The sequence below is a fragment of the Pseudomonas sp. 67(2021) genome, from assembly GCF_017491835.1.
GTDB lineage: Bacteria > Pseudomonadota > Gammaproteobacteria > Pseudomonadales > Pseudomonadaceae > Aquipseudomonas > Aquipseudomonas atacamensis.
In genome coordinates, this window is record NZ_JAFGYL010000005.1 from 203,172 (window position 1) to 226,614 (window position 23,443).

Annotated in this window: 24 protein-coding genes; 7 read left to right on the top strand and 17 right to left on the bottom strand. The window is 59.9% G+C overall.

Features of this window, described 5'->3' with window-relative positions; all coding sequences use genetic code 11:
* Nucleotides 1–31: 31 nt before the first annotated feature.
* Both J5M66_RS09390 and fnr read right to left on the bottom strand, forming a co-directional pair.
* Nucleotides 32–1,222: a cation:proton antiporter gene (locus tag J5M66_RS09390; protein WP_207807862.1), complete on the bottom strand. Its 1,191-nt coding sequence runs from the start codon at nt 1,220–1,222 to the stop codon at nt 32–34.
* Between the two features lie 119 nt (nt 1,223–1,341).
* Nucleotides 1,342–2,082 (bottom strand): fumarate/nitrate reduction transcriptional regulator Fnr, encoded by a 741-nt coding sequence (fnr, locus tag J5M66_RS09395; protein WP_122610493.1) that lies wholly within the window; start codon nt 2,080–2,082, stop codon nt 1,342–1,344.
* 239 nt (nt 2,083–2,321) lie between these two features.
* Between fnr and J5M66_RS09400 the strand changes: the two genes are divergently transcribed.
* A complete protein-coding gene (locus J5M66_RS09400) occupies nt 2,322–4,691 on the top strand; it encodes a phosphoketolase family protein (RefSeq protein ID WP_207807861.1) in 2,370 nt (789 codons plus the stop codon).
* Nucleotides 4,692–4,802: 111 nt separating this feature from the next.
* Here J5M66_RS09400 and J5M66_RS09405 read toward each other — a convergent pair whose 3' ends face one another.
* Nucleotides 4,803–5,450, bottom strand: a complete 648-nt coding sequence (locus J5M66_RS09405) for a BON domain-containing protein (RefSeq protein ID WP_024012779.1) — start codon at nt 5,448–5,450, stop codon at nt 4,803–4,805.
* Between the two features lie 225 nt (nt 5,451–5,675).
* On the opposite strand from J5M66_RS09405, the gene J5M66_RS09410 reads away from it, so the two are divergent.
* The 3 genes from J5M66_RS09410 to J5M66_RS09420 all read left to right on the top strand — a co-directional run bounded on the left by J5M66_RS09410 (nt 5,676) and on the right by J5M66_RS09420 (nt 8,372).
* The gene (locus J5M66_RS09410; protein WP_024012780.1) at nt 5,676–5,915 is read left to right on the top strand and encodes an Lpp/OprI family alanine-zipper lipoprotein; all 240 of its coding nucleotides are present in this window, start codon (nt 5,676–5,678) and stop codon (nt 5,913–5,915) included.
* A 73-nt stretch (nt 5,916–5,988) separates the two neighbouring features.
* Entirely contained in the window at nt 5,989–6,909 is a 921-nt protein-coding gene (locus J5M66_RS09415) for a universal stress protein (RefSeq protein WP_207807860.1), read from the top strand.
* Between the two features lie 89 nt (nt 6,910–6,998).
* On the top strand, nt 6,999–8,372 hold the full coding sequence (locus J5M66_RS09420) for an MBL fold metallo-hydrolase (RefSeq protein ID WP_207807859.1): 1,374 nt from the start codon (nt 6,999–7,001) through the stop codon (nt 8,370–8,372).
* Here J5M66_RS09420 and J5M66_RS09425 read toward each other — a convergent pair.
* The gene (locus tag J5M66_RS09425) at nt 8,366–8,578 is read right to left on the bottom strand and encodes a hypothetical protein (RefSeq protein ID WP_243432867.1); all 213 of its coding nucleotides are present in this window, start codon (nt 8,576–8,578) and stop codon (nt 8,366–8,368) included. The two genes, J5M66_RS09420 and J5M66_RS09425, sit on opposite strands and share 7 nt — an antisense overlap.
* Before the next feature lie 443 nt (nt 8,579–9,021).
* Here J5M66_RS09425 and J5M66_RS09430 point away from each other — a divergent pair, with 443 nt between their 5' ends.
* Nucleotides 9,022–9,909, top strand: a complete 888-nt coding sequence (locus J5M66_RS09430) for a universal stress protein (RefSeq protein ID WP_207807857.1) — start codon at nt 9,022–9,024, stop codon at nt 9,907–9,909.
* A 69-nt stretch (nt 9,910–9,978) separates the two neighbouring features.
* Here J5M66_RS09430 and J5M66_RS09435 read toward each other — a convergent pair whose 3' ends face one another.
* The 9 genes from J5M66_RS09435 to J5M66_RS09475 form a co-directional block, all read right to left on the bottom strand.
* Complete coding sequence (locus J5M66_RS09435) at nt 9,979–10,527, bottom strand: Hsp20/alpha crystallin family protein (protein ID WP_207807856.1); 549 nt, start codon at nt 10,525–10,527, stop codon at nt 9,979–9,981.
* A gap of 75 nt (nt 10,528–10,602) precedes the next feature.
* The gene (arcD, locus tag J5M66_RS09440) at nt 10,603–12,096 is read right to left on the bottom strand and encodes an arginine-ornithine antiporter (RefSeq protein WP_207807855.1); all 1,494 of its coding nucleotides are present in this window, start codon (nt 12,094–12,096) and stop codon (nt 10,603–10,605) included.
* A 218-nt stretch (nt 12,097–12,314) separates the two neighbouring features.
* Complete coding sequence (locus J5M66_RS09445; RefSeq protein WP_151550605.1) at nt 12,315–13,685, bottom strand: ATP-binding protein; 1,371 nt, start codon at nt 13,683–13,685, stop codon at nt 12,315–12,317.
* A complete protein-coding gene (locus J5M66_RS09450) occupies nt 13,682–14,344 on the bottom strand; it encodes a response regulator (RefSeq protein WP_016774538.1) in 663 nt (220 codons plus the stop codon). Before J5M66_RS09450 ends, J5M66_RS09445 begins: the two co-directional genes overlap by 4 nt.
* 11 nt (nt 14,345–14,355) lie before the next feature.
* Nucleotides 14,356–15,000, bottom strand: coding sequence for a tetratricopeptide repeat protein (locus J5M66_RS09455; RefSeq protein WP_016774539.1), 645 nt, complete (start codon nt 14,998–15,000; stop codon nt 14,356–14,358).
* Entirely contained in the window at nt 14,997–15,806 is an 810-nt protein-coding gene (locus J5M66_RS09460) for an SDR family oxidoreductase (RefSeq protein WP_110599427.1), read from the bottom strand. Before J5M66_RS09460 ends, J5M66_RS09455 begins: the two co-directional genes overlap by 4 nt.
* Nucleotides 15,793–16,467, bottom strand: a complete 675-nt coding sequence (locus tag J5M66_RS09465) for an iron-containing redox enzyme family protein (protein WP_130900931.1) — start codon at nt 16,465–16,467, stop codon at nt 15,793–15,795. Before J5M66_RS09465 ends, J5M66_RS09460 begins: the two co-directional genes overlap by 14 nt.
* Complete coding sequence (locus J5M66_RS09470; protein ID WP_207807854.1) at nt 16,467–17,945, bottom strand: AMP-binding protein; 1,479 nt, start codon at nt 17,943–17,945, stop codon at nt 16,467–16,469. Before J5M66_RS09470 ends, J5M66_RS09465 begins: the two co-directional genes overlap by 1 nt.
* A complete protein-coding gene (locus J5M66_RS09475) occupies nt 17,935–18,609 on the bottom strand; it encodes a thermostable hemolysin (protein ID WP_207807853.1) in 675 nt (224 codons plus the stop codon). The genes J5M66_RS09470 and J5M66_RS09475 overlap by 11 nt, the downstream gene beginning before the upstream one ends.
* Nucleotides 18,610–18,784: 175 nt before the next feature.
* On the opposite strand from J5M66_RS09475, the gene J5M66_RS09480 reads away from it, so the two are divergent.
* Nucleotides 18,785–19,336, top strand: a complete 552-nt coding sequence (locus J5M66_RS09480) for a cytochrome b (RefSeq protein WP_016774544.1) — start codon at nt 18,785–18,787, stop codon at nt 19,334–19,336.
* Nucleotides 19,337–19,468: 132 nt separating this feature from the next.
* Nucleotides 19,469–19,597 carry a hypothetical protein gene (locus tag J5M66_RS27165; RefSeq protein ID WP_016774545.1) on the top strand — a complete coding sequence of 43 codons (129 nt, stop codon included), beginning with the start codon at nt 19,469–19,471 and terminating at the stop codon, nt 19,595–19,597.
* A 7-nt stretch (nt 19,598–19,604) separates the two neighbouring features.
* Here the strand turns inward: J5M66_RS27165 and J5M66_RS09485 are convergent, their stop codons facing one another.
* The 4 genes from J5M66_RS09485 to J5M66_RS09500 form a co-directional block, all read right to left on the bottom strand.
* A complete protein-coding gene (locus tag J5M66_RS09485) occupies nt 19,605–20,942 on the bottom strand; it encodes an MFS transporter (protein WP_323167399.1) in 1,338 nt (445 codons plus the stop codon).
* Between the two features lie 289 nt (nt 20,943–21,231).
* Entirely contained in the window at nt 21,232–21,906 is a 675-nt protein-coding gene (locus J5M66_RS09490) for a polysaccharide lyase family 7 protein (RefSeq protein ID WP_123442600.1), read from the bottom strand.
* A 27-nt stretch (nt 21,907–21,933) separates the two neighbouring features.
* Complete coding sequence (locus J5M66_RS09495; RefSeq protein ID WP_207807852.1) at nt 21,934–23,142, bottom strand: MFS transporter; 1,209 nt, start codon at nt 23,140–23,142, stop codon at nt 21,934–21,936.
* Nucleotides 23,143–23,182: 40 nt separating this feature from the next.
* Nucleotides 23,183–23,425, bottom strand: a complete 243-nt coding sequence (locus J5M66_RS09500; RefSeq protein WP_136493453.1) for a DUF2934 domain-containing protein — start codon at nt 23,423–23,425, stop codon at nt 23,183–23,185.
* Between the last annotated feature and the right edge of the window lie 18 nt (nt 23,426–23,443).

A 23,443-nucleotide genomic window follows, 5' to 3' on the forward strand; every position in this document is an offset into this window, starting at 1 on the left:
TCGCGGCAGACGGTGGCATTTCTGACAATTATCAATTAATCCGATTTGCCAGCCGTGACACCCATGGATTGGCACTCAAGCCATGGAGCAGCACGCTGAGTAAAACGGTACAGGCCGCCACGGCTACCAACGTCCGACCGGTTTGCAGAGGGTAGTCCAAAATCATTATGGCGAAGACGATGCTGGCCAAACCTCGCGGGCCGAACCAGCCGATGAACAGGCGGGTTTCGAAATCGAAGCCGGTTCCCGCCAGGCTGACAAGTACCGGCACGATGCGAATCACGGTCAGACTGAGCAACGCATACAGCCAGACATCGACCGTGAAACTGCTCCAGACCGAAGGGATCACCAGCGCGCCGAACACGACCCAGGTGATGATCGACAGCAGGCTGGCGAACTCTTCACTGGCCTTGAGCAGGTCATGTTTTTGTTCAGCAAACAGATAGCTGGCGAGCAGCCCGCCGACGAACGCGGCGATAAACCCGCTACCACCCAGTGTTTGGGCGGTGGCAAAGCAAAGCACCGCCAACCCGGGCAGCGTCAGCTGCGACCACATCGGTGTCTGCCAGTGATGTTTTCCAGAGTAGCGCTGCATCAGCCAGGCCATGAAAGTCAGGGTGCCGCCGATGAGCGCGCCGATACCGAGCTCCTCGAAAAACAGCTCTATCGCCAGCGAGAGGGGGGACTGCGTGTGCTCTTCGATCAACAAGGCCAGGAACATCAACAACACCGGAACACAAATGCCGTCGTTGAGCCCGCTTTCCACGTTCAATCCCTCGCGCACGGGCGCCGCAACCTTGGGATTGCTCACGACAGCCTTGCCCAGCGCTGCGTCTGTGGGGGCCAGAAGGATTGCCAGTAATGCCAACTCGATCAAGGGCGCCTGCGGGAACAGCCAGATGCCCAGCAGCCAGCCGCTCAGCATGGTCAGCGGCAGACCGATCAACAGCAAGCGCAGCGGTAATCCTTCGTGCGCCTTGAGCACCTTGAGATCGGCATTGGCTGCATCACTGAACAGGACGATCGCCAATGTCAGTTCTGCGAGAATCCTGAGCCCATGACTATCGATCCGGGGTTGCAGAATACCCAGAAACGCCGGGCCGAGACTCAGCCCCGCCAGCATGAACATCAGTGGTCCATTGAGCAGACGTGACTCGAAGCGCCCGGCAAATATGCTGTAGGTCAGAAGGAAAGCGGCAAGCAGGGCGAGGTTCTGATACATGACCGCTTGCCTGTTTTGATGGATGCCACAGCAATGGCATTACGGGCCTTCTCAGGCGGACAGGGCGCCCATCGCTCCGATACGACGCGCAAAGCCTCGGCGGGCGGGCATGGAAGGGCTCAATGACTCTGGCGGTTGCAGCCGGACACCATCTGCTTGAGGCCGTCCATGTTGCGGATTTTTACGTCGCGTGCGGTGATTTCCACCAAACCCTGATCGCGCAAGTGGGCAATGCCGCGGCAAATGGTTTCCAGACGCAGCCCAAGGTAGGAGCCGATTTCTTCGCGGCGCATTTTCAGCACGAACTCTTTCGACGAATAGCCTCGGGAGCTGAGGCGTTGTGAGAGGTTGAGCAGGAAAGCCGCCAGGCGCTCATCGGAGTTCATGTTGCCCATGAGCATCAACATGCTGTGATCGCGCACGATTTCCCGGCTCAGCAACTTGTTGAGGTTGTGCTGCAGCGATGGCAGGCTTTGCGCGAGTTTTTCCAGCTGTGCGAAGTGAATCGGACAGACTTCGCTGTCTTCCAGCGCATACGCAGTACACGCGTGTTGATCGATGCTGATGGCGTCCAGCCCGAGCATTTCGCCGGGAATATGAAAACCGGTCACCTGCTCACGCCCATCGACGGAGACCACGCTGGTCTTGAACGAACCTATTCGCACAGCGTACAGCGAGCGCAGCGGATCCCCCGTCCTGTAGAGAGCAGCGCCTTTCTTCACCTTGTATCGCTGCACGATCAGTGTGTCGAGTCGATCAACCTCCGGGCCCGTCAGGCCGAGCGGCAGGCACAACTCAACCACGCTGCAGTTGGAACAGGCAGTTTTGAGAATCGGCGGGGAAGCAGTCGCTTCAAGCATGGAAGGGCACCTCCGGGGGTGTGATAAGCATAGATGTCGTGGCGGCGCACGTGCTTTTCATTCGGCCTTCCCGCGTGATTACGGACGGACGGTGTACCCGGATTACCATGAGGTGGGCAACTTCAGCTCATTGAGCTCCAAGGTGGGCGTTTGAATCTGATGTAAGTCAAGTCTTTCGCATTTGCAGGCTCCCAGAATCGGCGGATGACAACATTCATCAGACTTTCGCGGAGCGTGTCATGGGTGATTTTCTCGATACTGAGCAACTGCAAGGGCTGGACGCTTATTGGCGGGCCTCGAACTACCTCGCGGTGGGACAGATCTACCTGAAAGACAACCCGCTGTTGCGCAAGCCATTGACGCTGGCCCATATCAAGCCGCGATTGCTCGGCCATTGGGGGACCACGCCGGGGCTCAATCTGATCTATACCCATCTCAATCGGGTGATCAAGCACTACGATCTGAACATGCTGTTCGTCGCAGGCCCCGGGCACGGCGGGCCTGCGGTGGTGGCACAAACCTGGCTGGAAGGGACTTACACCGAGTGCTACCCCGCAGTGGAGCGCAATATCAACGGCCTGCAACGCCTGTTTCGGCAGTTTTCCTGGCCGTACGGGATCTCCAGCCATGTGTCGGCGCAGGTGCCGGGGTCGATCCACGAAGGTGGCGAATTGGGGTATAGCCTGGCCCATGCCTACGGGGCGGCATTCGATAATCCAGATCTGATCGTGGCCTGCGTGATTGGTGACGGCGAGGCCGAAACCGGCACACTGGCCGCCAGCTGGCATTCCAACAAGTTTCTCGATCCGGCGCGTGACGGCGCGGTGCTGCCGATCCTGCATCTGAACGGCTACAAGATCGCCAATCCGACCATTCTGTCCTGCATCAGCGAGGACGAACTGTCGGCCTTGATGTATGGCTATGGCTACGATCCTTACTTTGTCGAAGGCGACGATCCGCAGCGGGTGCATCAAGACCTGGCCCGTACCCTGGACACCATCATCGGCAAGATCCGCGACATCCAGTATCAGGCGCGTCAGGCTTCGGCCTCTGTAGAAAGGCCGTTATGGCCCATGCTGATATTGCGCACCCCCAAAGGCTGGACCGGCCCCAAATTCGTCGACGGTCATCGCGTCGAGGGTACATGGCGCGCCCACCAAGTGCCCTTGGCGGATTTCCGCAACGCGCTGCACGTGCGGCAGCTGGAGGACTGGATGAACAGCTACCGTCCAGACGAACTGTTTGACGACAGCGGCGCCTTGCTCCCGGAACTGGCAGCGCTGGCTCCCACCGGCCGGCGCCGCATGAGTGCCAACCCCCACAGCAACGGCGGCCTGCTGTTGCAGCCACTCGATCTGCCACGCTTTACCGGTCATGGCGTGAATCTGCCGGCACCGGGTGCCTTGCGCGCTGAAGCTACCCGAGTGCTCGGTACGTACTTGCGCGATGTAATGAAGGGCAACCTGCAGTCGGGCAATTTTCGCTTGTTCGGCCCTGACGAAACGGCCTCCAACCGACTTGACGCGGTGTACGAGGTCACCGCCAAGGCCTGGATGGAGCCTTTGCAAGAGGAGGATATCAACCTGGCGCCTGACGGCCGAGTGATGGAGATTCTCAGCGAGCAAGTGTGTGAAGGTTGGCTTGAGGGTTATCTGTTGACCGGGCGCCATGGCTTGCTGTCGTGCTATGAGGCCTTTATCCATATTGTCGATTCGATGGTCAGTCAGCATGCCAAATGGCTGAAGACGGCCGCCGAGGTACCTTGGCGCGAATCCATTGCATCGTTGAATTTTCTGCTCACATCACACGTCTGGCGCCAGGATCACAACGGATTTTCTCACCAGGATCCGGGCTTTATCGATCTGCTGGCGAACAAAAAATCCGCCATCGTGCGCATTTACCTGCCGCCGGATGCCAACTGTTTGCTGTCCGTGGTTGACCACTGCCTGAACAGCCGTAACTACATCAATGTCGTTGTCGCCGGCAAACAACCGGAATGGCAATGGCTGGACATCGATGCGGCGGTGCGTCATTGCCATGCCGGGGTTGGCCGTTGGGAATGGGCCAGCCACGACGATGAGCAACCTGACGTGGTCATGGCCTGCGCCGGCGACGTGCCGACCCTGGAAACCCTGGCGGCGGTGACGCTGTTGCGCAGCCATGTCCCGGACTTGCGGGTGAGAGTGGTCAACGTGGTGGATCTGATGGCGCTGCAGCCTGGATCGCAGCACCCTCACGGCCTGTCTGACAGCGCGTTCGATGAACTGTTTACCATCGACCGGCCTGTGATCTTCGCCTTCCACGGATATCCGGCGTTGATTCATCGACTGCTGTACAAGCGCACCAATCACGACAATTTTCATGTGCGTGGCTTCAAGGAGGAGGGCGCCACCACCACCCCGTTCGACATGGCCGTCATCAATAACCTCGACCGCTACCAATTGGCGCTGGATGTGATCGAGCGCGTTCCCAGGTTCCATGAGCTGGTGGAGACCGCGAGGGCGCGTTATTGGTCAATGATGGAAAAACACAAGCTGTACCTCATCGAGCATGGCGAGGATCTGCCCGAAGTTCGGAACTGGCAGTGGACACCCGCCGTTATCCACTGAGTGATGACTTGCTTTCCAGCATGTCTGTCTTTCGAGGAACAAGATCACGACGGTGGTCGTGATTCTCCAGTGCCAGGCGGGGATGAAAGCCGGGGCAAATCGAAGCTTCAGTCACGCCAGCAACAAATGGTCTTCCACTTTCGTCACACCCGGTACCGACCACGCCGCCCGTTCTGCAATCTGACGCTCTCGCCACAGATGAACGCGGCCTTCGAGCGTCACGACATCGCCTTCGACTTTGACCCGAATCTTGTGCGCGTGTAATTCGGCGTTGCGTTTGAGCGCCGCCTCGATACGCTCCTGAATATCGAAGACGTCAACCCGCGGGCGCAGCACCAGACGATTGTTCACGCCGGTGACTCCCGACAGCTTGCGGACTGAACGTTCAACGGTTTCCTTCTGGTATTGCCAGTCCACTTCACCTTCCAGCGTGACGCGACCGTGTTGCACAGTAATTTTCAGATCACCTTCGGCAACGTCAGAGCTCCACTGGATGATTCTCAAGGCACGTTCGGCGATGGTGTCGTCCGCGGTCCCGCCGTTGTTCTTGAGTTTGACCTCGATTTCCTGCGCCAGCGCGCGCACACCCTTGACGCTTTTTACTACCCGCTCTGCACTGACTTTCTGTGCAAGGGTATTGACGTGCCCGGAGAGGGTGACCACACCGTTATCCACACTGACACCAATGTTGGCGGCATTGATGTCTGGCTGGAATTCGAGTTCCTCCAGGATGGTTTTACGCAAGTCCAAATCGCTCATGACGGCGTTCTCTCTTTTGGGTGACGGTCCACGCCGGCGAATGCCGCGCACTGTTTTTTCTACGCCTGAATGGCGTAGATACATTGCGATAGATCAACTGCTTCCGTTTGCTCAACCCTTTGTTCAATGCCGTCATTGGTTGACAAATATCAGAGTGGGCGGCGGGCAGCGCCAGATACTTGGATCATCGATTCAGCAACGCTGCGAGCAACCAAGGGGAAAACCATGAACACGCGTTTGTCCATCATCCTGCTGAGTATCCTGTTGGCTACAACCTCCGGTTGCAGCCACCACCATCGCCATGCCCAGGAGATGGATGCGCGACTTGAGTCTGCCGAAGACAACGCGGCAACAGCTCGTTTGCGAGCGGATGAAGCGATGTTGAAAGCTGAGCAGGCGCAGCGTGCCGCCGATGAAGCCAATGAGCGCGCCAGGCGGATGGTCGAAAAGGCAACAGGCAAGTAGTCGGCGATCTATCAAACCGGACACGGACGTCGAGCTGGCCCCCGGCCGGCAAGCATTGCCAGGAAAACACGTGATGTTCAGGCTCAAACGAATTCTGTTGATCGCACCTGCCGAAATGACCCGCACCCCGGCGTTTGATCGCGCCCAGGCACTTGCTCGGGCGAGTGGCGCGTTGCTGCACATCGTGGCGTTCGATCATGTCCAGTCCCTGGCGTTGGCCGGTCTGTTCGACCACGACGCCATGGCGCAAGCGCGTGAAGGCTATTTGCAGATGCATCGCCAGTGGCTGGAGCAGCAGGCCCGGTTCCAACGTGGCGCTGGCGTGCAAGTCAGCACCGAAGTGGTCTGGGCCAGGGCCACGCCGGCGCATGTACTTGACTACATCAATGACTTTCATGTCGATCTGGTGATCAAGGATGCTCACCATGTTTCGGCACTCAATCAAACGTTTCACCAGCCGTTGGACTGGCTATTGGTACGAGATTGTCCCGCCTGCGTGCATCTGGTCACCGAGGCCGCACATCCGAAACCCTTGAAGATACTGGCGGCCATTGACCTGTCGCATCTCGAGGATCTGACCCAAGGGCTCAACGACCGGATACTCGGCGTTGCATCGACATTGGCGTCGAAATGCGATGCATCGTTGCACTTGTTGAACGTGAACAATTGGTCAGTGGTGGGTGATGCGGCGATGAGCGTGCCGAACTTGAGTCTGGATCACAGTTTGTGCGATGCGATCAACGACTCTCAGCAGGAAGCCTTCGATACGCTGGCCGAGCGCTATGGTCTCGATGAAGAGCATAGCCACTTGCTCTCGGGTGTCCCGTACCGGGTGATCGAAGACTTCGTCCGGCAGAACGCGTTCGACCTGCTGGTGCTCGGCATCTGTCACCATCAGGCGCTGGACGGCTTCATCGGCGGCACGGCCGAATGCCTGATGAACCGCGCCCCGTGCAGTTTGATGATGGTCAAAACGATGCCTTCTCCCGTGTGACGAGTCATCGCAGCGGTTGATAAAAATCAACTGCCCCGGACCCGAAAGAGCGATCAATAGCGCTTACACGATGGTTCGAGGAGACGGCCATGCAAATGACATTTCTCGGCGCTGCCGGCACGGTCACCGGCAGCAAATACCTGCTGGAGCATCATGGCCGGCATGTCCTGATCGATTGCGGCCTGTTCCAGGGTTACAAGCAGTTGCGCCTGCATAACCGCGACCCGTTCCAGATTCCTGTAAGCGACCTTGATGCGGTCGTACTGACTCATGCCCACCTCGATCACAGCGGGTACCTGCCGGTGCTGGTGCGCAATGGCTATTGCGGACCGGTGTATGCAACCGCGGCAACCTGTGAACTGGTAAAAATCCTGCTGCTCGACAGCGGCCGTCTGCAGGAAGAGGAAGCGGGATTTGCCAACAAGCACGGCTTCTCCAAACACTCGCCAGCGTTACCCCTGTACACCGAGCAGGACGCCATGCGGGCGCTGGCACTGCTGCACCCGATCGAATTGCATCACCGCATCGACATTATTCCGGGGTTGAGCATCCTGCTGCGCGGCGCGGGGCATATTCTGGGCGCGGCCACCGTTGAAGTCGTCGCCGATGGCATCACGCTGGTCTGTTCGGGTGACCTCGGGCGGCCGAATGATCCACTGATGTACGCCCCGGAAACCATTGAGCAGGCCGACTATTTGCTGGTGGAGTCGACCTACGGTGATCGTCGACATCCACAAGACGCTCCAGAGAAGCAAATGGCTGAGGTGATCAATCGTACGGCGCTGCGCCATGGCATCACCCTCGTGCCTTCGTTCGCGGTCGGGCGTGCACAATTGCTGATGTATTACCTCTATCGCCTCAAGCAGCAGCGGGCGATCCCGGACTTGCCCGTGTACCTCAACAGCCCCATGGCCACTGACGTTACACACCTGTATCAGCGCTTTCGCGGTGAGCATCGCTTGTCACCGGAGGAATGCGACGGGATGTGCCGGGGCACGCAATTCGTGCGCTCGACCCGGGAATCCATCGAGCTGGATCAGCAACGCATCCCGGCTGTGATTATTGCTGCCAGCGGCATGGCCACAGGCGGGCGAGTGCTGCATCACCTCAAAGCGCTGGCGCCCAATCCCTTGAACTCACTCCTGATGCCAGGATTCCAGGCCGGTGGCACGCGCGGTGCGCAAATTGTCGCTGGTGCGGAATCGGTGCGGATCCATGGCCAGGACATACCGATCCGCGCCGAAGTCGTGGCGATGCAGACCCTGTCTGCGCACGCCGATGCCGATGAAATCATCCAGTGGCTGCGCGGTTTCAAACGGCCCCCCAGACATACTTATGTCGTGCACGGCGAACCCAATGCCTCAGATGTCCTGCGCCGACGCATCAGCCTGGAGCTGGGATGGTCAGTGTCGGTGCCGGAGTATCGCGATTGTGTCGAGCTCGGCCCAGGCACCGCTCAGTGACTGCGCCCGCCCTGCGCATACTGCCATTGCTGCCAGGCTTGCCGATACTTCTCATCGGCGCGTTTCCTGGCTTCGGTGAACTTGTGCATGGTCTCTGTGGAAAATGGCTCTTCAAGGACGGCATAGGCCTGTTCGCTGAGTCGATCCGCTTCGTGAAACAGAGCGCAACTGTCTCCGCTTGAGTCGCCGACGCAGGCAGTTGTCATGGTTGGATCATTGATGACCATATTGTGAACCTCGCAAAGCAAAATCAGAGGGTGGGTTGTGGAAGTATCACCCTGTGGCCGCATCTGTAACTTTCACGCGTTCGATCAGGTTGTGACTGTCCCTTACCCGAGATGCGGGCGCAGCCGAGTCATGACTCTATTTCGATCCAGTTTGTCGTCGCAGCGATTGATCCAGATCAATGTCGCTCGCCAGTTTCATCGCCGCTTTGTCGGTTTCCCAGGCGCTTGCGCAAGGGTGGTGGACAAGCCTCGATATTCAGTTTTTCAGAGCGAGAACGAGCACCAGGGGCCTTGCATATGACATTTATCAAGGAAGTCGCCGGGCTATGGCGCAACCTCGATTGACGTTGTTGTCTGATTCTTTCGGCCCGGGTCAGCTGCGTGTGACATGAGCGCAGACGTCCATCTCTCTGGAGACAAACATGAGCCAATATCAACACTTGTTGCTGATCATCAACCCGGCCCTGCGCCATTCCCCGGCGATAAGCCAGGCCGCCGCCCTGGCTAAAGCCAGCGGCGCGTCGCTGCACATCGCAGCGTTGATCAAATGGTGGGATTTCCTGTCGCTGCTGGAGGAAGGGGATCGGGCAAGGGCCCGTGCGGCCTATTTGCAGGACCATCACGAGTGGCTGGCAAGCCAGGCCGCCAGCCTGCGAGGCGAAGGTTTGCGGGTGACGACCGAGGTTGGCTGGTCCGAAGACATGAAACGGGAGATCCTCGATCACGTCACCGTGAACCAGCCCGACTTGCTGATCAAGGAAGTGCAGCACGAATCCTTACTCAAACGCGCTTTGTTTACCCCATTGGATTGGCAGCTGCTGCGTGATTGTCCGGTGCCGGTCTACCTGTTGGGCGCTGCTGGCCCGGGGCTGCCGCGCAAGGTCGTAGCGGCAGTGGATGTAGCTGCAAGCGAAGATGATGGGGGCGCTCTCAATGACCGGATCGTCGAACAGGCCACATCCTTCGCCACTCAGTTTGGTGCAGAGTTGCACCTGTTATATGCCTATGACGTCTCGCAAAACTATCTGGATGAAGTGGTGAACAACTGGACGGTTTCGGAATTGATGAATGCCCGGCGCAAGGAACTGCAAGCGCATTACAGCGCTTTGGCGGGGAAATTCGGTGTGACGGCCGAGCACAGGCATAGCAGGGAGGGACATCCCGTGGCGGCGATCAGTGAGTTTGCCGAAGAGCACGATGTGGACGTGATTGTGATGGGCAGGGTTCAACGTCACGGGCTGGAAAAACTGCTGGGAAGTACCACCGAACATATTCTGTACCAGGTCCCCTGCAGCGTACTGGCGGTCTAGAACGAACAACGGTGCACCTCGCCGAACTGCCCCTTGCCGACTTGTCGACAAGGGGCGGTAGCTTGAGGCTTATTCGCCTTTGATGGGCACAACCTTATCCGCTTTCATGGCTTCAGGTTTTTTCGGCAAGCTGATACTCAGCACACCTTTGCTGAAACTCGCATCGATCTTTTCCGCATCGACGCCCTTGGGCAGCGTGAACACGCGCTCGAACGAGCCGTAGTAACGCTCGCTGAGGTGATACCCCTTGCGCTTTTCCTCCTTGTTGTCTTTTTTCTCGCCTTTGATGATCAGGCTGCCATTCGACAGTTTGATCTCGATGTTCTTTTGATCCATGCCAGGCAGCTCAGCGGTGATCTCGTAGCTTTTGTCTTTCTCGCTGATGTCGACCGCCGGCATGCTTTGGCCGTGCAGCTCGCGACGCCACAAAGGCTCGACGTCAAATAGCCCGCGACCAAAGGGAGAGAGCCCTGAGCCACGGTTGAAGTCTTCGAAAAGATGATCGACTTGCTGACGCAGCTTCTCCAAAGGACGCCAGAGGTCTGCGGCAATCGTATGCTCGGCAGGTTTGTTGGCGGTATCGGTAGCAACTGGCATCTTCTTCACGGAATTGCTCATTTCGGTACTCCTGTTCGAACGAAAGGCGGCCGAAAAACATCCTCTATGCGAGCCGCCAGGACTGAGGAATCTTGCTTACAACGTCAACGTTCCGGACCACAACATCCGGCCAGCGTAAATCGCGGCGGCCCAGATGATGATCAATACACCCGTTTCCGGACCGCTGAGCGGCTGACCCTGACGCGTTTTCAGCGTGCCCAGGTAAATCAACGAGCCAGGCGCGTAGAGCAGAGCGCTGAGCAGCAGGTATTTGGGGCCGGCGGCATACAGCAGCCATCCGCAATAGAGCGCGGCGACGGTGGCGATGGCCATATCGCGAACTTGAAGCGCGCGATGGCCGGCGTAGGTTTCGCCCTGCCAGGTGAGTTTCAGCGCATACACACTGCTGAACAGATACGGCAGCAGGATCATCGATGTGGCGAGTGAAATCAGGGCCAGATAGCTCGCGCTTGAGTACAGCGTCAGCAGCAGAAACAGTTGGATGCAGCCATTGGTCAGCCACAGCGCATTGGCCGGCACGCTGCGGGTGGATTCCTCTGCGAGCGCCATCGGCATGACCTTTTCCTTCGCCGGTGTGAACACTGATTCGGCAGCCAGCAACGTCCACGCGAGCAGGGCACCGCCGACCGAGATGATCAGGCCAATGCTGATCAGCACTGCGCCCCATGGCCCGACAGCCGCTTCCAGAACGCCTGCCATGGAGGGGTTTTTCAGGGCGGCGAGCTCGGGTTGTCTGAGGATGCCTAGCGAGAGCAGCGAAACGGCGATCAGAAGGATCAGCGTGATCACAAAGCCTATGACCGTAGCCCGACCGACATTGGCGCGTTCTGCGGCGCGGGCGGAAAACACACTGGCACCTTCAATGCCGATGAAGACCCAGACAGTGACCAGCATCGTGCTTTTGACTTGATCGAGGGTGCTGCCCAGCGCAGGCGTGCCCCAGAAGTCGACCATGAAGGTTTCCCGTTGAAATGACGCAATCAGCACGCCGATAAAAAGCAGCAACGGCACGACTTTGGCGACGGTCGTCAGGGCGTTGGCCCGCGCCGCGGTGCGCATGCCCCGCAGGATCATCCAGTGCAGTGACCACAACACCACGGACGCCCCGGCGATTGCAGCTTTGTTGTTGCCTTCGCCAAACAGCGGAAAGAAGTAACTCAGCGCAGCAAACAGAATGACCAGGTAACTGACGTTGCCGATCCAGGCGCTGATCCAGTAACCCCAGGCTGAATTGAATCCGAGAAAATCACCACCCAATGCTCTGGCATAGGCAAACACACCGTTGTCCATGGCAGGCATGCGGTTGGACAGCGTCTGGTAAACCAACGCCAGCGACAGCATGCCGACACCGGTTATCAGCCAGCCAATCAAAATCGCTCCGGCGCCAGCGCTGGCGGCCATGTTCTGAGGCAGGCTGAAGATGCCGCTGCCGATCATCGAACCGACCACCAGCGCGACCAACAGGTGCAAGGACAATCGCTTTGGTTCAACCCTGCGCAGACCCAGCGACAGCGGTTGAGGCTTTGAAGGAGGGACGACCGGTTGAACGTCTTGCAATTGAGTAGCCATGACGAGCCTCCACGAGACCGGATTGTCTGCATTGGCCGCGGACGCGGTAATGCTGAATACGAGGATCAATCTCGGTCAGGAGGTCAGGTGTGTCTTTGATAAAAATCAATATCAGGAGGAACTCGCGCAAAGCAACGTGAAGCCCGTACTCGAGAGAATCGCGCACCTGCGCGCCAATGATCGGCTCGTCGCTCGAGGGCAATGAATCAATCGGATGATTATTCCCCTGCCGGAATCGATAACGTCGCCCTCAAACCGCCCTCTGCGCGGTTTGTCAGTTCAATTCGTCCGTTCAGTCGCATCGCGATGGTGTTGACAATGGTCAACCCCAACCCGGCGCCATGCGCCGTGCCACGGCTGTAGAAACGCTCGAACAATCGCTCTCTGTCCGATTCATCGATTCCCGGCCCTTGATCGTCGACCGTCAAATGACAGAAGCCATCGGACTCGCTCAGGTGCACGGTGATCGCACCGTGTTCGGGGGAGAAATTCGCCGCGTTGGTGATCAGGTTATTCAGCGCGATATCGATGGCGGCGGGGTCGGCGAGGACATGAAACGGTTGGTCGCTGACCTCGAAGATCAACTCAAGGTGTTTGCTCAGCAACCACGGTGTCAATTGCACCAGGCTGTTGCGTACGGTTTCGCTGAGATCAATGCGTTGCAGTGGCGGCGGGTCGGGTTTGGGTTCAAGGCGCGCCATGGTCAGCAGCTGGTTGACCAGTCGGCTGGTGCGGTCGACTCCGGAGATCAGAAATTCCAGCGACTCACGACGTTCTTCTTCGGTACCGGCCTCCTGCAGATTTTGCGCATGCACCCGCAGCACCGCCAGCGGCGTGCGCATTTCGTGCGCGGCATCGGCGATAAAGCGACGCTCCCGGCCGAGCACCTCCTGAATCTGCGCGAGCATGCGATTGAGCGCTGCCTGCATGGGCTCCAGCTCACTGGGCAGGGGCGTCAGTTGCAGCGGCTCAAGTGAACCACTGTGACGGGCGCGCAGAGTCGCCGCCATGTCTGCCAGGGGCTTGAGCCCCCAGCCTATGGCCAGCCAGATCATCGCGGCGAGGATCAGGCTGCCGAGCATGTTCGGCCACAGCGTGTGGCGCACGATGCGGTCGACCAGGTCGGTGCGCACATCGTCGCGCTCGCCGACCCAGATGCGCAGGCCGTTCTGCTTGTCTTCCAGCATGAACGCTCGCCATTGCCGACCTTTCAGATCGACCACGTCGCTGAAGCCCGTTCTCGTCGGCGGCGCAGTGAAGGAGGGCGCACTGGCGGTGTGTACCAGCACCTCGCCTTGCGGGTTCCACACCTGGAAGGCGATTTTGCTTTCGTAAGGATGTCCGTCAACCCGTGGCTTGGCTTCCCCGAGAGCCTGATTGAAGGCCTGATACAACTGCGCGTGCTCGGTACTCGCCATCGGCATACGCATCACGCCCTGCAGCAGGCGTGCGTTCTGCGCCAGTTGCGCGTCGTAGACCTCGGCGATTTCGTGGTTGCTGTCATGCACGTTGAAGAGGCTGAGTACCGCCAGACCGGCCAGTAACAGGCCGATGATCAGGGTCAGCGTGCGCCGGCGGATCGATGTCATCGACGCTCCTCCACCAGATAACCCACGCCGCGGATGGTGCGGATCAGGTCGGTGGAGAACTTCTTGCGCAGGTGATGAATGTGCACTTCGAGGGTGTTGCTTTCCGCTTCTTCATTCCAGCCGTAAAGCAACTGGATCAATTGATCGCGAGTCATCACCCGGCCCGGCGGCGACAGCAGTTCGTGCAGCAGCTGATATTCCTTGGGGGTGAGCGCGACCGGTTGGCCTTGATAACTGACCTGCTGGGTGCCGGGGTTGAGGCTGATGCCGGCGTGTTCGATCAGCGCCTGGGCGCGCCCGGCACTGCGGCGCAACAAGGCGCGCAGACGGGCTTTGAGTTCGGCGAGGTCGAAGGGCTTGACCAGGTAATCGTCAGCACCGGCGTCGAGTCCGGCAATGCGGTCTTCGGTGGCATCGCGCGCGGTGAGAATCAACACCGGCAGGTTCGAACCGCTGTCACGCAGACGACGCAACACTTCGAGGCCATCCATGCGTGGCAGGCCGAGGTCCAGCACGGCGACGTCAAATGTTTCGCTGAGCAGTGCATGCAAGGCGCTGCTGCCGTCCTTGAGCCAGTCGACCGTGTATCCCTCGCGACCCAGCGCCTGGTAAATGCCTTCACCCAGCGCTACGTCGTCCTCGATCAGTAATAAACGCACGCGCACTCCTTTCAGTCGAGTTTCTTGTTCACGTCCACCAGCAAGGTGTCGATCTCTTTACGACGCCCGGCATCGGCACTTTCGCGGCCCGCACGAGGTGCGGCTTGTCTGGCCTTGATCAGCGCTGCCTTGGCTTCAGCGTAGCGCTTCTGACGGTAGAGATGGTCGCCCCAGAAGTACAGACTGTCGATGCCATCGGGGTTGAGCTGCAGGGCTTGTTTGAGCAATTGCTCGGCCTTGTCGCTGTCGCCGAAGCCGATCGGCCAGCCCGGTACGCGGTCGTACAGTGCAGCGAGGCTGGTGTATGCCGAGCCTTGCAGGGCCTTGGGGTCAAGCGTCAGGGATTTTTCCAGGTCCGCCTTGGCGTCCTTGGCTTTGCCCAGGGCACCGAGCCCGCCCTCGGCACCGGCCCAACTGCTGGTGACGATGCCTTTCCAGATCCACGCTTCGGCCACATTCGGACGTTGCGTGGTGAACGCGTTGGCTTCGCTGGCCAATTGCTCGAACGCCGCGGCGCGCTGCTTTTCCGCGACCTCGTATTGAATGTGCGCCCAGTTCTGCTGGATGCCGGTGAGACGTTGCTGATCAGCCGGCTCAAGCGCCCAGACACTTTGACTGAGGGCGGCAAACAGCAGGCATGTGGAGAGTTTTTTCATGGCGTTGGAGCCTCGTTATCAGGTTTTTCACTGAGACGGCGGATCAGTGGCAATTGCTTGCGCAAGCCGCGATCCACCAGATGCGGCAGTAAGCTGTTCAAACGGATGAAAAACCGCTCCGGCCAGCCTAGGTACAGGTCACGACGATCGCCGGCAATCGCATGCATCACTGCCGACGCTACGGTCTGCGGATCGTCAACGCTGGCCTTGAGGGCATCGTTCAAGGCTTGCGCAGCGGCGCTGTTCATCGAGGTGCGGGTGGCCCGGGGCGCGACATACAACACGCTGACCCGCGTGTCGGCCAGCTCGCGGCGCAATGCCTCGGAGAATCCGCGCAGGGCAAATTTGCTCGCGCAATAACTGGCGTAACCGGGGTAACCGATCGAGCCATAGGTCGAGCCGACGTTGACCACCATCGCGCTGTCAGCCTGCTTGAGCTGCGGCAACAGCATTTTGGTCAGGCAGATTGGCGCGCTGATGTTCACCGCCAGCATCGCGTTGATGTCACCGTCATCGAGCTGTTCGAGCATGGCGAAGTGATTGACCCCGGCAGCGTTGATCAGCAGGTTGATGCCGCCAATGGCGTCGGCGGCGGCCAACACTTTGCGCCGATCGCTGAGGAAGGTCAGGTCGGCGGCTACCCAGCACAGGTTCTGCGGATATCGCTCAAGCAGCGGCAGCAGCGCCTCCTGATGCCGCGCCACGGCCAATACCCTGGCACCGGCGGCGCACAAGGCACTGGCGATGGCCAGGCCGATGCCGCCACTGGCACCTGTCAGCACCACGCGGGCTTCATGCAGCTGCATGTTGAACCTCAGCGTCCCGCGGCAGACCACGGAACATGTCGGCGTAAAGGCGATAGACGACTTTCGAGGCATGAATGACCGCCGCTTGATCGTCAGGGTCTTGCAGCTGATTCATCAACCGCCGATAGGTCTGCATGTGCTCGATGTCGAGCGAACCGTGGGAGTTCAGATAGCTGAATGCCGTTTCCGGCAGCGCCAGGCGATCGCGAATGCTCCCCGCCGCGTGGGTGGCCAGGGCAATGCTGGTGCCTTCGAGCACGTTTACCATGCCGAACAGACCCACCGGATTGCCCCGGGCGATCAGATCGTAGAGAAAACTGACCATCAGCTCGATCGATAACGACGGCTGACCATCGCGCACGGCGTCGCGATCACCACCACAGGCGGCAATGTCGTTGAGCACCCACTGCTCGTGGCCGTATTCATCTTCAATGTACTCGCACACCGCTTTGCGCAGCCATTCCAGGCGTGTCGGCAGGCGTGCACCGCAAGCCATCATCAGCGGCACGGTGTGGCGCACGTGGTAGTAAGCCTGGGCAAGAAACGCCCGATAGCTGTCGAGGCTGACCTTGCCTTGCAACGCATCGACGATGATCGGCAGGTTGAACAGCTCGTGGCGTTCCCGTTGCGTGGCTTCTTGCAGGGTGTCGAAAAAACTCATTATGCGGATTCCTCGGAAGTGGCGGATTCGGTCAGTTGCGTGCGGTACTGCGCGATGATGGCGTCGCGGCGCGGCCGGCCATTGGCGGTGAGCAGGCCGTTGGCCGCAGTGAAGGGGTGCGCCAGGCGCGTCCACTGATGCACCTGGGCGTAATCGGGCAACGCCTCGTTCGCTTCCGCGACGGCAGCGGCCAGCTCGGCATCGGTGCAGTTCGGACGATGCGGCCAAAGCAGGGCGTGGTTGTGCGGCATCGCCTCGCCATAGACGAACGCTTGAGCGATGTGGCGGCGCTGGGTCAGTTCCGACTCGACCCATTCCGGGTTGACGTTTCGCCCGTAGCTGGTGACGAATTGGTGTTTTTTGCGGCCCTTGAGATAAAGAAAACCTTCCGGATCGAACTCGCCCAGATCGCCACTCGGCCACCATTGATCGGTATACGCCGGCTCCCCCAGATAACCGAGCAACACCGAACCCTTGATCAGCACTTCCCCGTCCTCGGCCAACCGCACCTGAATATGAGGCAGAGGGCGCCCGACGCTGCCCGGACGGCGTGCGCCGGGGCGATTGAGGCATACGACCGAGGCGCATTCGGACAAGCCGTATCCCTCGTAAACCGCTAACCCGACCCGTTGCGCGCGGTGCAGCAGATCCGCTGACACCCGCGCGCCACCGACCGCGGCGAAGAGCAAGGTTTGCGGATCGAAAGCCTTCTGTTCAGCGGCGCTGACCAGAACTTGCAGAAGCTGTGGTACGAGTATCAGGCTCTCCGGCGCACGCTTGGCCAGATAACCGAGCAGGCGCGCAACGTCGATGCCGCTGGCGCCTTGAATGCCGAGGGTTGTCTGGCTTGGCAGGCTCAACACCGCACCGGCGTACAGCGCGGCATAACAGCCCAGGTTCTCCAGCAGGATCGCCAAAGGCAACAGCGCCAGATGGTGCTCCGGTCCAGTGGCTGCGCTTGCCTGATCAAGCTCCCGGGCAACGCGCAGGAAGCTGTCGGCGCTCAGGCACACACCTTTCGGCGTGCCGGTGGTCCCGGAGGTAAACGTGAGTTTCGCGGTGCCCGGCGGCATGCGACTGGGGCCATTGAACGAGCGACACCAGAACTCACCCCGTTGTTGATATCCCGCTGCCAGCAGCTCGGCTTGCAGTTGCGGCTCGGCGATCACCCGTTCGGCCTGGCTCTGTTCCAGACAATGGGCGCGCTGCGCGGCACTGAAAAACGGCGGCAGCGTTACGCAGGTCAAGCCTTCGAACAACACAGCCAGATCCCAAAGCATCGCGTCGACGCCGTTGTCCAGCGCCAGCGCGATCACCCGCACCTGCTCATCGCGCAGCCGCTCCTGGCGATACAACACCTCGGCATACAGCGTGGCGTAATCTATTCTCAGCGTGTCGCCCCACAGGGCTGAGGCGTTGTCATTGCGCCGGGCATGGTCGCGCAGGGTTTCCTGGAAGCGTTGCAATTCAAGCGACATGGCAGGCTCCTTCAACAGAAGTCGGCAAACCCAGGCGAGTGAACAGGCCAATATTGCGCAGGTGAACAAATCCCGCGCGAATGTTGCCGACGTGCACCCAGGGTTTGCTTTCGTAATAACTGCCCCAGTGTTGACGCTCGTCACCCAGTCGCTGTGGATCAGCGGCGCACAATGTCACGGGCTTCAAACCCAGGCGATGGAAGCTGTTGACCAGCCCGATGTTGCCGGTGAAGGTCACCCATTCCAGGCCGCCCATGGCCAGCAGATAGGTGATGGCGATGATGCTCAGGCGCGCACTGCCGGTATCGCTGGCGGCGAGGTTGCCGACTTCGACAATGACCTTGCGATCCACTGCACGACCGGCGGCACTGATCAACGACTGGATCGGTTCATCCAGATAGCGCTCGAGAAACAGTGCCTGTTGATGCGCTCGACGGACCCCGGCCACGGCGCACAACTGGCCGTCGCTGTTGTGCATGCCGAACAGCTCGGGCATGAAATGGCGGATTTCGGCACCGTGAGCGGTGCGGAAACGCTGCTGGATAAAGGCTTCGAAGGGCGCGCGCAACTCGTCCACCGGCAACGCGTTTCTCAGCGTCATCGGCAACGATTCGGCCTCGCCGAAGCGCAAGGGCAGCGGGATGTTCCAGTCGAATTCGGGCATGGGCAGAGCGCCTCCCTCAATGGGTTTGAGCGCAGTATCCAAGCCATTTCTTAACGAAGTCTGAAGATGAAAAACCGTTAACCGCAGCGCCAATCTTCAGACTGTCTTAAGGCTGGGCGAGCACGGTAGGCCAGCGAGAAGATCGTCGTTCCCCAACAATCACGAGGCGTTTCCTATGATCCGCGACACCGCTGTAACCCGTTATGGAAAACTCTCAATCATCCTGCACTGGCTGATGCTGGCGTTGTTCGTCGGGGTGTATGCGTGCGTCGAAATCAAGGGCTATCTGCCCAAGGGCAGTGAGGGGCGCAGCATGCTGATGGGCCTGCATGGCCTGTTTGGCGCCAGCATCTTCGCCTTGGTGTGGATTCGACTGATCGGCCGCCTGACTCCGCGTCCGCCGATTATCCCCAAGCCGCCGGCGTGGCAGACCGCAATCGCGCACCTGACACACCTGGCGCTGTATGGATTGATGATTGTCACGCCTGTCCTGGCCTGGCTGATGCTCGCGGCGGGCGATAAACCGTTTCCGTACTTCGGTTTCCATGTGCCGGCGCCGGTGGCTATTGACCCGGACCTGGCCAAACAACTGAAGTACTGGCACGAATGGATTGGCGGTGCCGGCTACTGGCTGATCGGCCTGCACGCGCTGGCGGGGCTGTTCCACCATTACTGGGTGAAGGACAACACCTTGCAGAGGATGTTGATTGCGCGTGCCCGCTCTTGAAGCAAGCATCTTGCGCCGTTCGTCGAAGGGAATGTCCGCCGCAACTCAAGCGCATGGCTGCGGTGGAGCTGAAAATCCGGAACTGCCAGCCCTCGCCGATGCCGAAATAGCATCGACAACGAGGGCAAAGCCATGACTGAAGAAAAAACCAAAGTGCCGGAAGAAGTACCGGATCAAACAACCCCGGCACATTCCACCGAAGAAGAGCGCGAGCGCTTGAAGGACTTTAACAAGGACGGTATCCCGCCGGGCAGTTGCTGATCAGCGGTCACCGTGGCTGCGTCACCAGTTCCCCGCTGATCGCATCCATCATCGCCGGATGCTCCTCAGCGGCGACGCGCAAATCCTCGGTGACCCGCAACTCCGCACCCGTCGGCGAATAGGTGGCTGCCGCCGTGAACGGTGCGGGGTTGGCCGGCACCGGGCGTTTGCCACGGCGCCAGAAGAAAAAGCTGACCATGCTCAAATTGACCACTGCGAAGACCCAGAACAGGCCGTTGGCGCCGAACGAGTTCATCACCGGCGAGATCATCATCGGGCTGATGGCCGAGCCTAGCGAGTTGATCAGCAGCAAACCCTGAATCATCGGCACCAGCGCTTCGGCCGGGGCGCGGTCGGCCGCGTGGCTGACGGCGACCGGGTACAGCGCGAAGACGCCGCCACCGAGCAGAAACAGCATCGCCGCGAGCATTGTCGAAGACAGCGGCAGCAGCACAATCACCAGCGATAATGCCGTGCACGCCACCGTCAGCAGGGTCAGCACCTGCAAGCGATCGGTGCGGTCGGACCAGCGTCCGACTGGATACTGCAGCAGCATCGCGCCGAGAATCGTCCAGGCCATCATGCTGCCGACTTCACCGACGTCCAGACCTCTGCGTTGCAGATACAGCGGCAACAAGGTGTAGATCGCCGCTATGGTCACCCCCGAGCCGAAACAGCCGACCAGCCCGGTCGGCGTCACGCCCAGCAGTTGCCGGGGCTTGAGTGGCTCGACCTGATCGAGCAGCGGCGAGACGCGCGGCAGGATCACGATCGGCAGCACCGACAACGCAGCAAGCATGCCGGCGACCATGAACGGCGCGCTGTCGCTCATGCCAGTGATGGTCCCGAGCGTCGCCTGGCCCAGAACGCCAGCGCCATAAAGCACGATCATGTACAGCGCGAGCAAGCGCCCGCGAATCTTCTCGTCACCGGCCAGCAGCAGCCAGCTTTCGATCACCAGAAACACACCGACCGTCGCCCAGCCGTTGATCAGGCGCAGGACCAGCCAGCCCCAGGTGTCATAAAACAGACCTTGCAACAGGATCGTCACGGCAATCAGCGAGGCGAAGCTGCCGTAGGCACGAATATGGCCGATGCGCAGAATCAGCCGGTCGTTGAACACCGCGCCCAGCGTCAGGCCGATGAAATAAGCCGACGAAACAATTCCGATCATCGTCGCCGAGGCGCCGGCGGCGTCCAGGCGAAGGGTGGTCAGGGAAGACAGAAAACCATTGCCCAGAGCAATAATGAACAGCCCGAGCAGGGGCGCCAGCGCCATGGCCAGCAAACGCGGAGACATAAAAACCTCAAGAAATCGTACAGCGCAACGTGCGCCTCTGCGCATGCGGTTGCCAGGCTGGAACAGGTGTTGTGCAAATGTCTGCCGATCGGGCAGGGCGGTGGCGTCGGCCGAAATGGCCAGCCCTGCAAGTGCGCGTCTGTGACCAGACGCGCGCTTGCAAGAGCGCGCGGGATTCTACGGCTTGCGCAGGATTTGCCAATAGCCGAAGGCTGCGACGTTAGGACGCAGGCAATTTCGAAGTCGAAGAGGAGGCTGAAAACCCAACATCGAGCTCAGCTCTGACAAGGGCCTGCCAGCGAAAGCTGACGCAGGCCCTTGCTCGTTTCAGCGCCTAAGTATGCGAAATCAACAAATCACTGATGATGCAGATCGAGCCATCCTCTGGCGGCGTGGCGTCGGTGTAGTCGATCTGGTTGTAGACCCCGCCGTGGAAATTGAACACCTGCGAATTCCAGGTTGAGTCGAGCTGCAAATCACCTGATGTACCGACAACGCCGTTGTAGTCAACGGTGACTCGAGCTACGCCGGCAGAGTTGGCGCGAATGGTGATCTTGAACTTCGCCCCCAGCGGCACGCCCTTGAGCACCGTGGTGTTGACCGGAGTGGTCTGATTGAAGCTCTGGCGGAAGCCCATGGTGATGTTGCCTTTTTGCCAGAACACCTTGATGGCCGGGCTGTCGTCGTTTTTCACATGCATTTGCGAGATCACCACTTTCTGCGCTGAGTTGACCTTGGTCACGCTCATCTCCTGATAGTTGAGGTGGTCAGCGGCGCTGGCCAGCGACCAGTAGGTCGCTTCCTTCCATTCGCAGCGGGTGCGGTGAGTGCTCTTGCTCGAGGCGCCTTTGGTGGGGGCGGACAGTTGCAGTGATCCGTCCGGCAGGATCGTGACGATACTGGGGAATTGCGCGATCGCCTGGGCTCCGTTGAGCTCCAGTGCGACCGGATTGTTCGCCGAGACGGGAACCGGAGTGGAGAGGGTGAGATTGCTGATGTTTACGGCCATGGTTTGTACTCCTGACGATAAAAATCATTAGCGACCCAGGCCTTCGGTGGATTGGCACATCTGTCCGCGCGGACTTTCACCATCTCTTGGGCACAGCACCATGGCGGCGCAAGCGGCCGCCGCGAAAACACACAGGGCAAAGGTCACGCCCGTTGCCTCCAGCACTGCGCCGAAAATCGGCGTGCCGGCGGTTTGGCCGAGTGCCAGAAGCAGAAACGGTATGCCCAATCCCAAGTCCGGACGATCCGGAAACAGGCGGATGCCTTGCAGCAGATAAACGCCCGAGGAAACGATATAGGCCGCGCCAAACAGGCACATTGCGATGAGGCCAGACCCGGCTGATATCGAGGCGGCCGACAGGCCCAATGTCCCGAGGGCGATCCCAGCCAGTGCCAGATGCTGAATACGCACGACACCGAATCGGCCGGTGAACACGCCCGTCATGCATCCGCTGATTCCCGCCGCACCCAGGACGATCCACGCCCATGCTATCGACTGATCTGAGAATCCAGCCTCGCTGCGCAGAATGTCGGCACCGAATGTCCAGATCGCCGTGCTCGCCAGGCCCATCAGGAAAGCGCTGGCGCACAAAGGCAGTACGCCGGGTCGACGCAGCATTGCCAGCGAGAAGTTCTGCGCGACGTCACGCTCGACCCGGCGCGGTAGCGCAAACCAGAGCCAGATCGTGACGCCGATGCCGATCAAGGCAAACAGGGCATACAGCTGGCGCCATTGCCCGGCCGCCAATATCGCCGCCAAACCGGAAAAAACGATGCCCGCCGCTGTGCCGGCATTGATAAAACCATTGGCTCGCGGGCGATCCGCATCATCAAGACGCGCTGCCACCGCACTGGCCAATGGCGGCGAAGTCAGACCCGTGCTCAATCCCGCCAGCGCCACGCCGCAGCCCAACGTCAATCCCGCCAGCGCCACGCCGCAGCCCAACGTCAATCCCGACGACGCGAGCACAATCAAACCCATCCCGAGCGCCGCCGCCGCGCCGGCCATTACCGTCAACCCGCGTGGGCTGACTTTGCCGCTGCACACAAATGTCGCGACGATGCCCACGCAATACGCCGCAAATGCACTGCCGCCGATCCATCCAGCGGCGGAAACGCTCAGTGCCAGATCCTGACGAATCTGCGGCAGCAGCAGACCATAGGCGAAGCGTGCCAGACCGTAGGACAACGCCGTCAACGCGAAGGCCGCCAGCACCAGATTGATGCCGCGCTTCACGAGCCCATTCCTCCCGCAAGCGCGCGCCTTTGAAGATCGGTCATTTAGCAGCAGACGTGGTTTTTTTGCGGGTTCTGGTCGCGGGAGCAACGGTCCCAGGCTTGGCCTTTTTCCGTGGTGCCGGCGGCGCTACGCTGCTGGCGACCGAACCTGGCAAGCCATCGGAATCGAACGCATCCAGTTCTGCGCGCGCCTGCAACCAGTGCTCGAAATCACTTCCGTGCGGCCGACCTTGTTCCTCCCAAAGCCTGTAGGCGATCTTGCGGATGGTTTCCTCGTCCATTTCGTTGTCTCCTGCTGA

Excerpts from the sequence above, each read along its gene's own strand:
- J5M66_RS09420 (WP_207807859.1), top strand. The coding sequence starts at position 6,999 with ATGCAAATGACATTTCTCGGCGCTGCCGGCACGGTCACCGGCAGCAAA.
- J5M66_RS09415 (WP_207807860.1), top strand. The coding sequence starts at position 5,989 with ATGTTCAGGCTCAAACGAATTCTGTTGATCGCACCTGCCGAAATGACC.
- J5M66_RS09485 (WP_323167399.1), bottom strand. The coding sequence starts at position 20,942 with ATGCGCAGAGGCGCACGTTGCGCTGTACGATTTCTTGAGGTTTTTATG.
- J5M66_RS09400 (WP_207807861.1), top strand. The coding sequence starts at position 2,322 with ATGGGTGATTTTCTCGATACTGAGCAACTGCAAGGGCTGGACGCTTAT.
- J5M66_RS09410 (WP_024012780.1), top strand. The coding sequence starts at position 5,676 with ATGAACACGCGTTTGTCCATCATCCTGCTGAGTATCCTGTTGGCTACA.
- J5M66_RS09490 (WP_123442600.1), bottom strand. The coding sequence starts at position 21,906 with ATGGCCGTAAACATCAGCAATCTCACCCTCTCCACTCCGGTTCCCGTC.
- J5M66_RS09425 (WP_243432867.1), bottom strand. The coding sequence starts at position 8,578 with ATGACAACTGCCTGCGTCGGCGACTCAAGCGGAGACAGTTGCGCTCTG.
- fnr (WP_122610493.1), bottom strand. The coding sequence starts at position 2,082 with ATGCTTGAAGCGACTGCTTCCCCGCCGATTCTCAAAACTGCCTGTTCC.
- J5M66_RS09405 (WP_024012779.1), bottom strand. The coding sequence starts at position 5,450 with ATGAGCGATTTGGACTTGCGTAAAACCATCCTGGAGGAACTCGAATTC.
- J5M66_RS27165 (WP_016774545.1), top strand. The coding sequence starts at position 19,469 with ATGACTGAAGAAAAAACCAAAGTGCCGGAAGAAGTACCGGATCAAACA.
- J5M66_RS09460 (WP_110599427.1), bottom strand. The coding sequence starts at position 15,806 with ATGCAGCTGCATGAAGCCCGCGTGGTGCTGACAGGTGCCAGTGGCGGC.
- arcD (WP_207807855.1), bottom strand. The coding sequence starts at position 12,096 with ATGGCTACTCAATTGCAAGACGTTCAACCGGTCGTCCCTCCTTCAAAG.
- J5M66_RS09445 (WP_151550605.1), bottom strand. The coding sequence starts at position 13,685 with ATGACATCGATCCGCCGGCGCACGCTGACCCTGATCATCGGCCTGTTA.
- J5M66_RS09480 (WP_016774544.1), top strand. The coding sequence starts at position 18,785 with ATGATCCGCGACACCGCTGTAACCCGTTATGGAAAACTCTCAATCATC.
- J5M66_RS09430 (WP_207807857.1), top strand. The coding sequence starts at position 9,022 with ATGAGCCAATATCAACACTTGTTGCTGATCATCAACCCGGCCCTGCGC.
- J5M66_RS09435 (WP_207807856.1), bottom strand. The coding sequence starts at position 10,527 with ATGAGCAATTCCGTGAAGAAGATGCCAGTTGCTACCGATACCGCCAAC.
- J5M66_RS09475 (WP_207807853.1), bottom strand. The coding sequence starts at position 18,609 with ATGCCCGAATTCGACTGGAACATCCCGCTGCCCTTGCGCTTCGGCGAG.
- J5M66_RS09465 (WP_130900931.1), bottom strand. The coding sequence starts at position 16,467 with ATGAGTTTTTTCGACACCCTGCAAGAAGCCACGCAACGGGAACGCCAC.
- J5M66_RS09500 (WP_136493453.1), bottom strand. The coding sequence starts at position 23,425 with ATGGACGAGGAAACCATCCGCAAGATCGCCTACAGGCTTTGGGAGGAA.
- J5M66_RS09455 (WP_016774539.1), bottom strand. The coding sequence starts at position 15,000 with ATGAAAAAACTCTCCACATGCCTGCTGTTTGCCGCCCTCAGTCAAAGT.
- J5M66_RS09390 (WP_207807862.1), bottom strand. The coding sequence starts at position 1,222 with ATGTATCAGAACCTCGCCCTGCTTGCCGCTTTCCTTCTGACCTACAGC.
- J5M66_RS09470 (WP_207807854.1), bottom strand. The coding sequence starts at position 17,945 with ATGTCGCTTGAATTGCAACGCTTCCAGGAAACCCTGCGCGACCATGCC.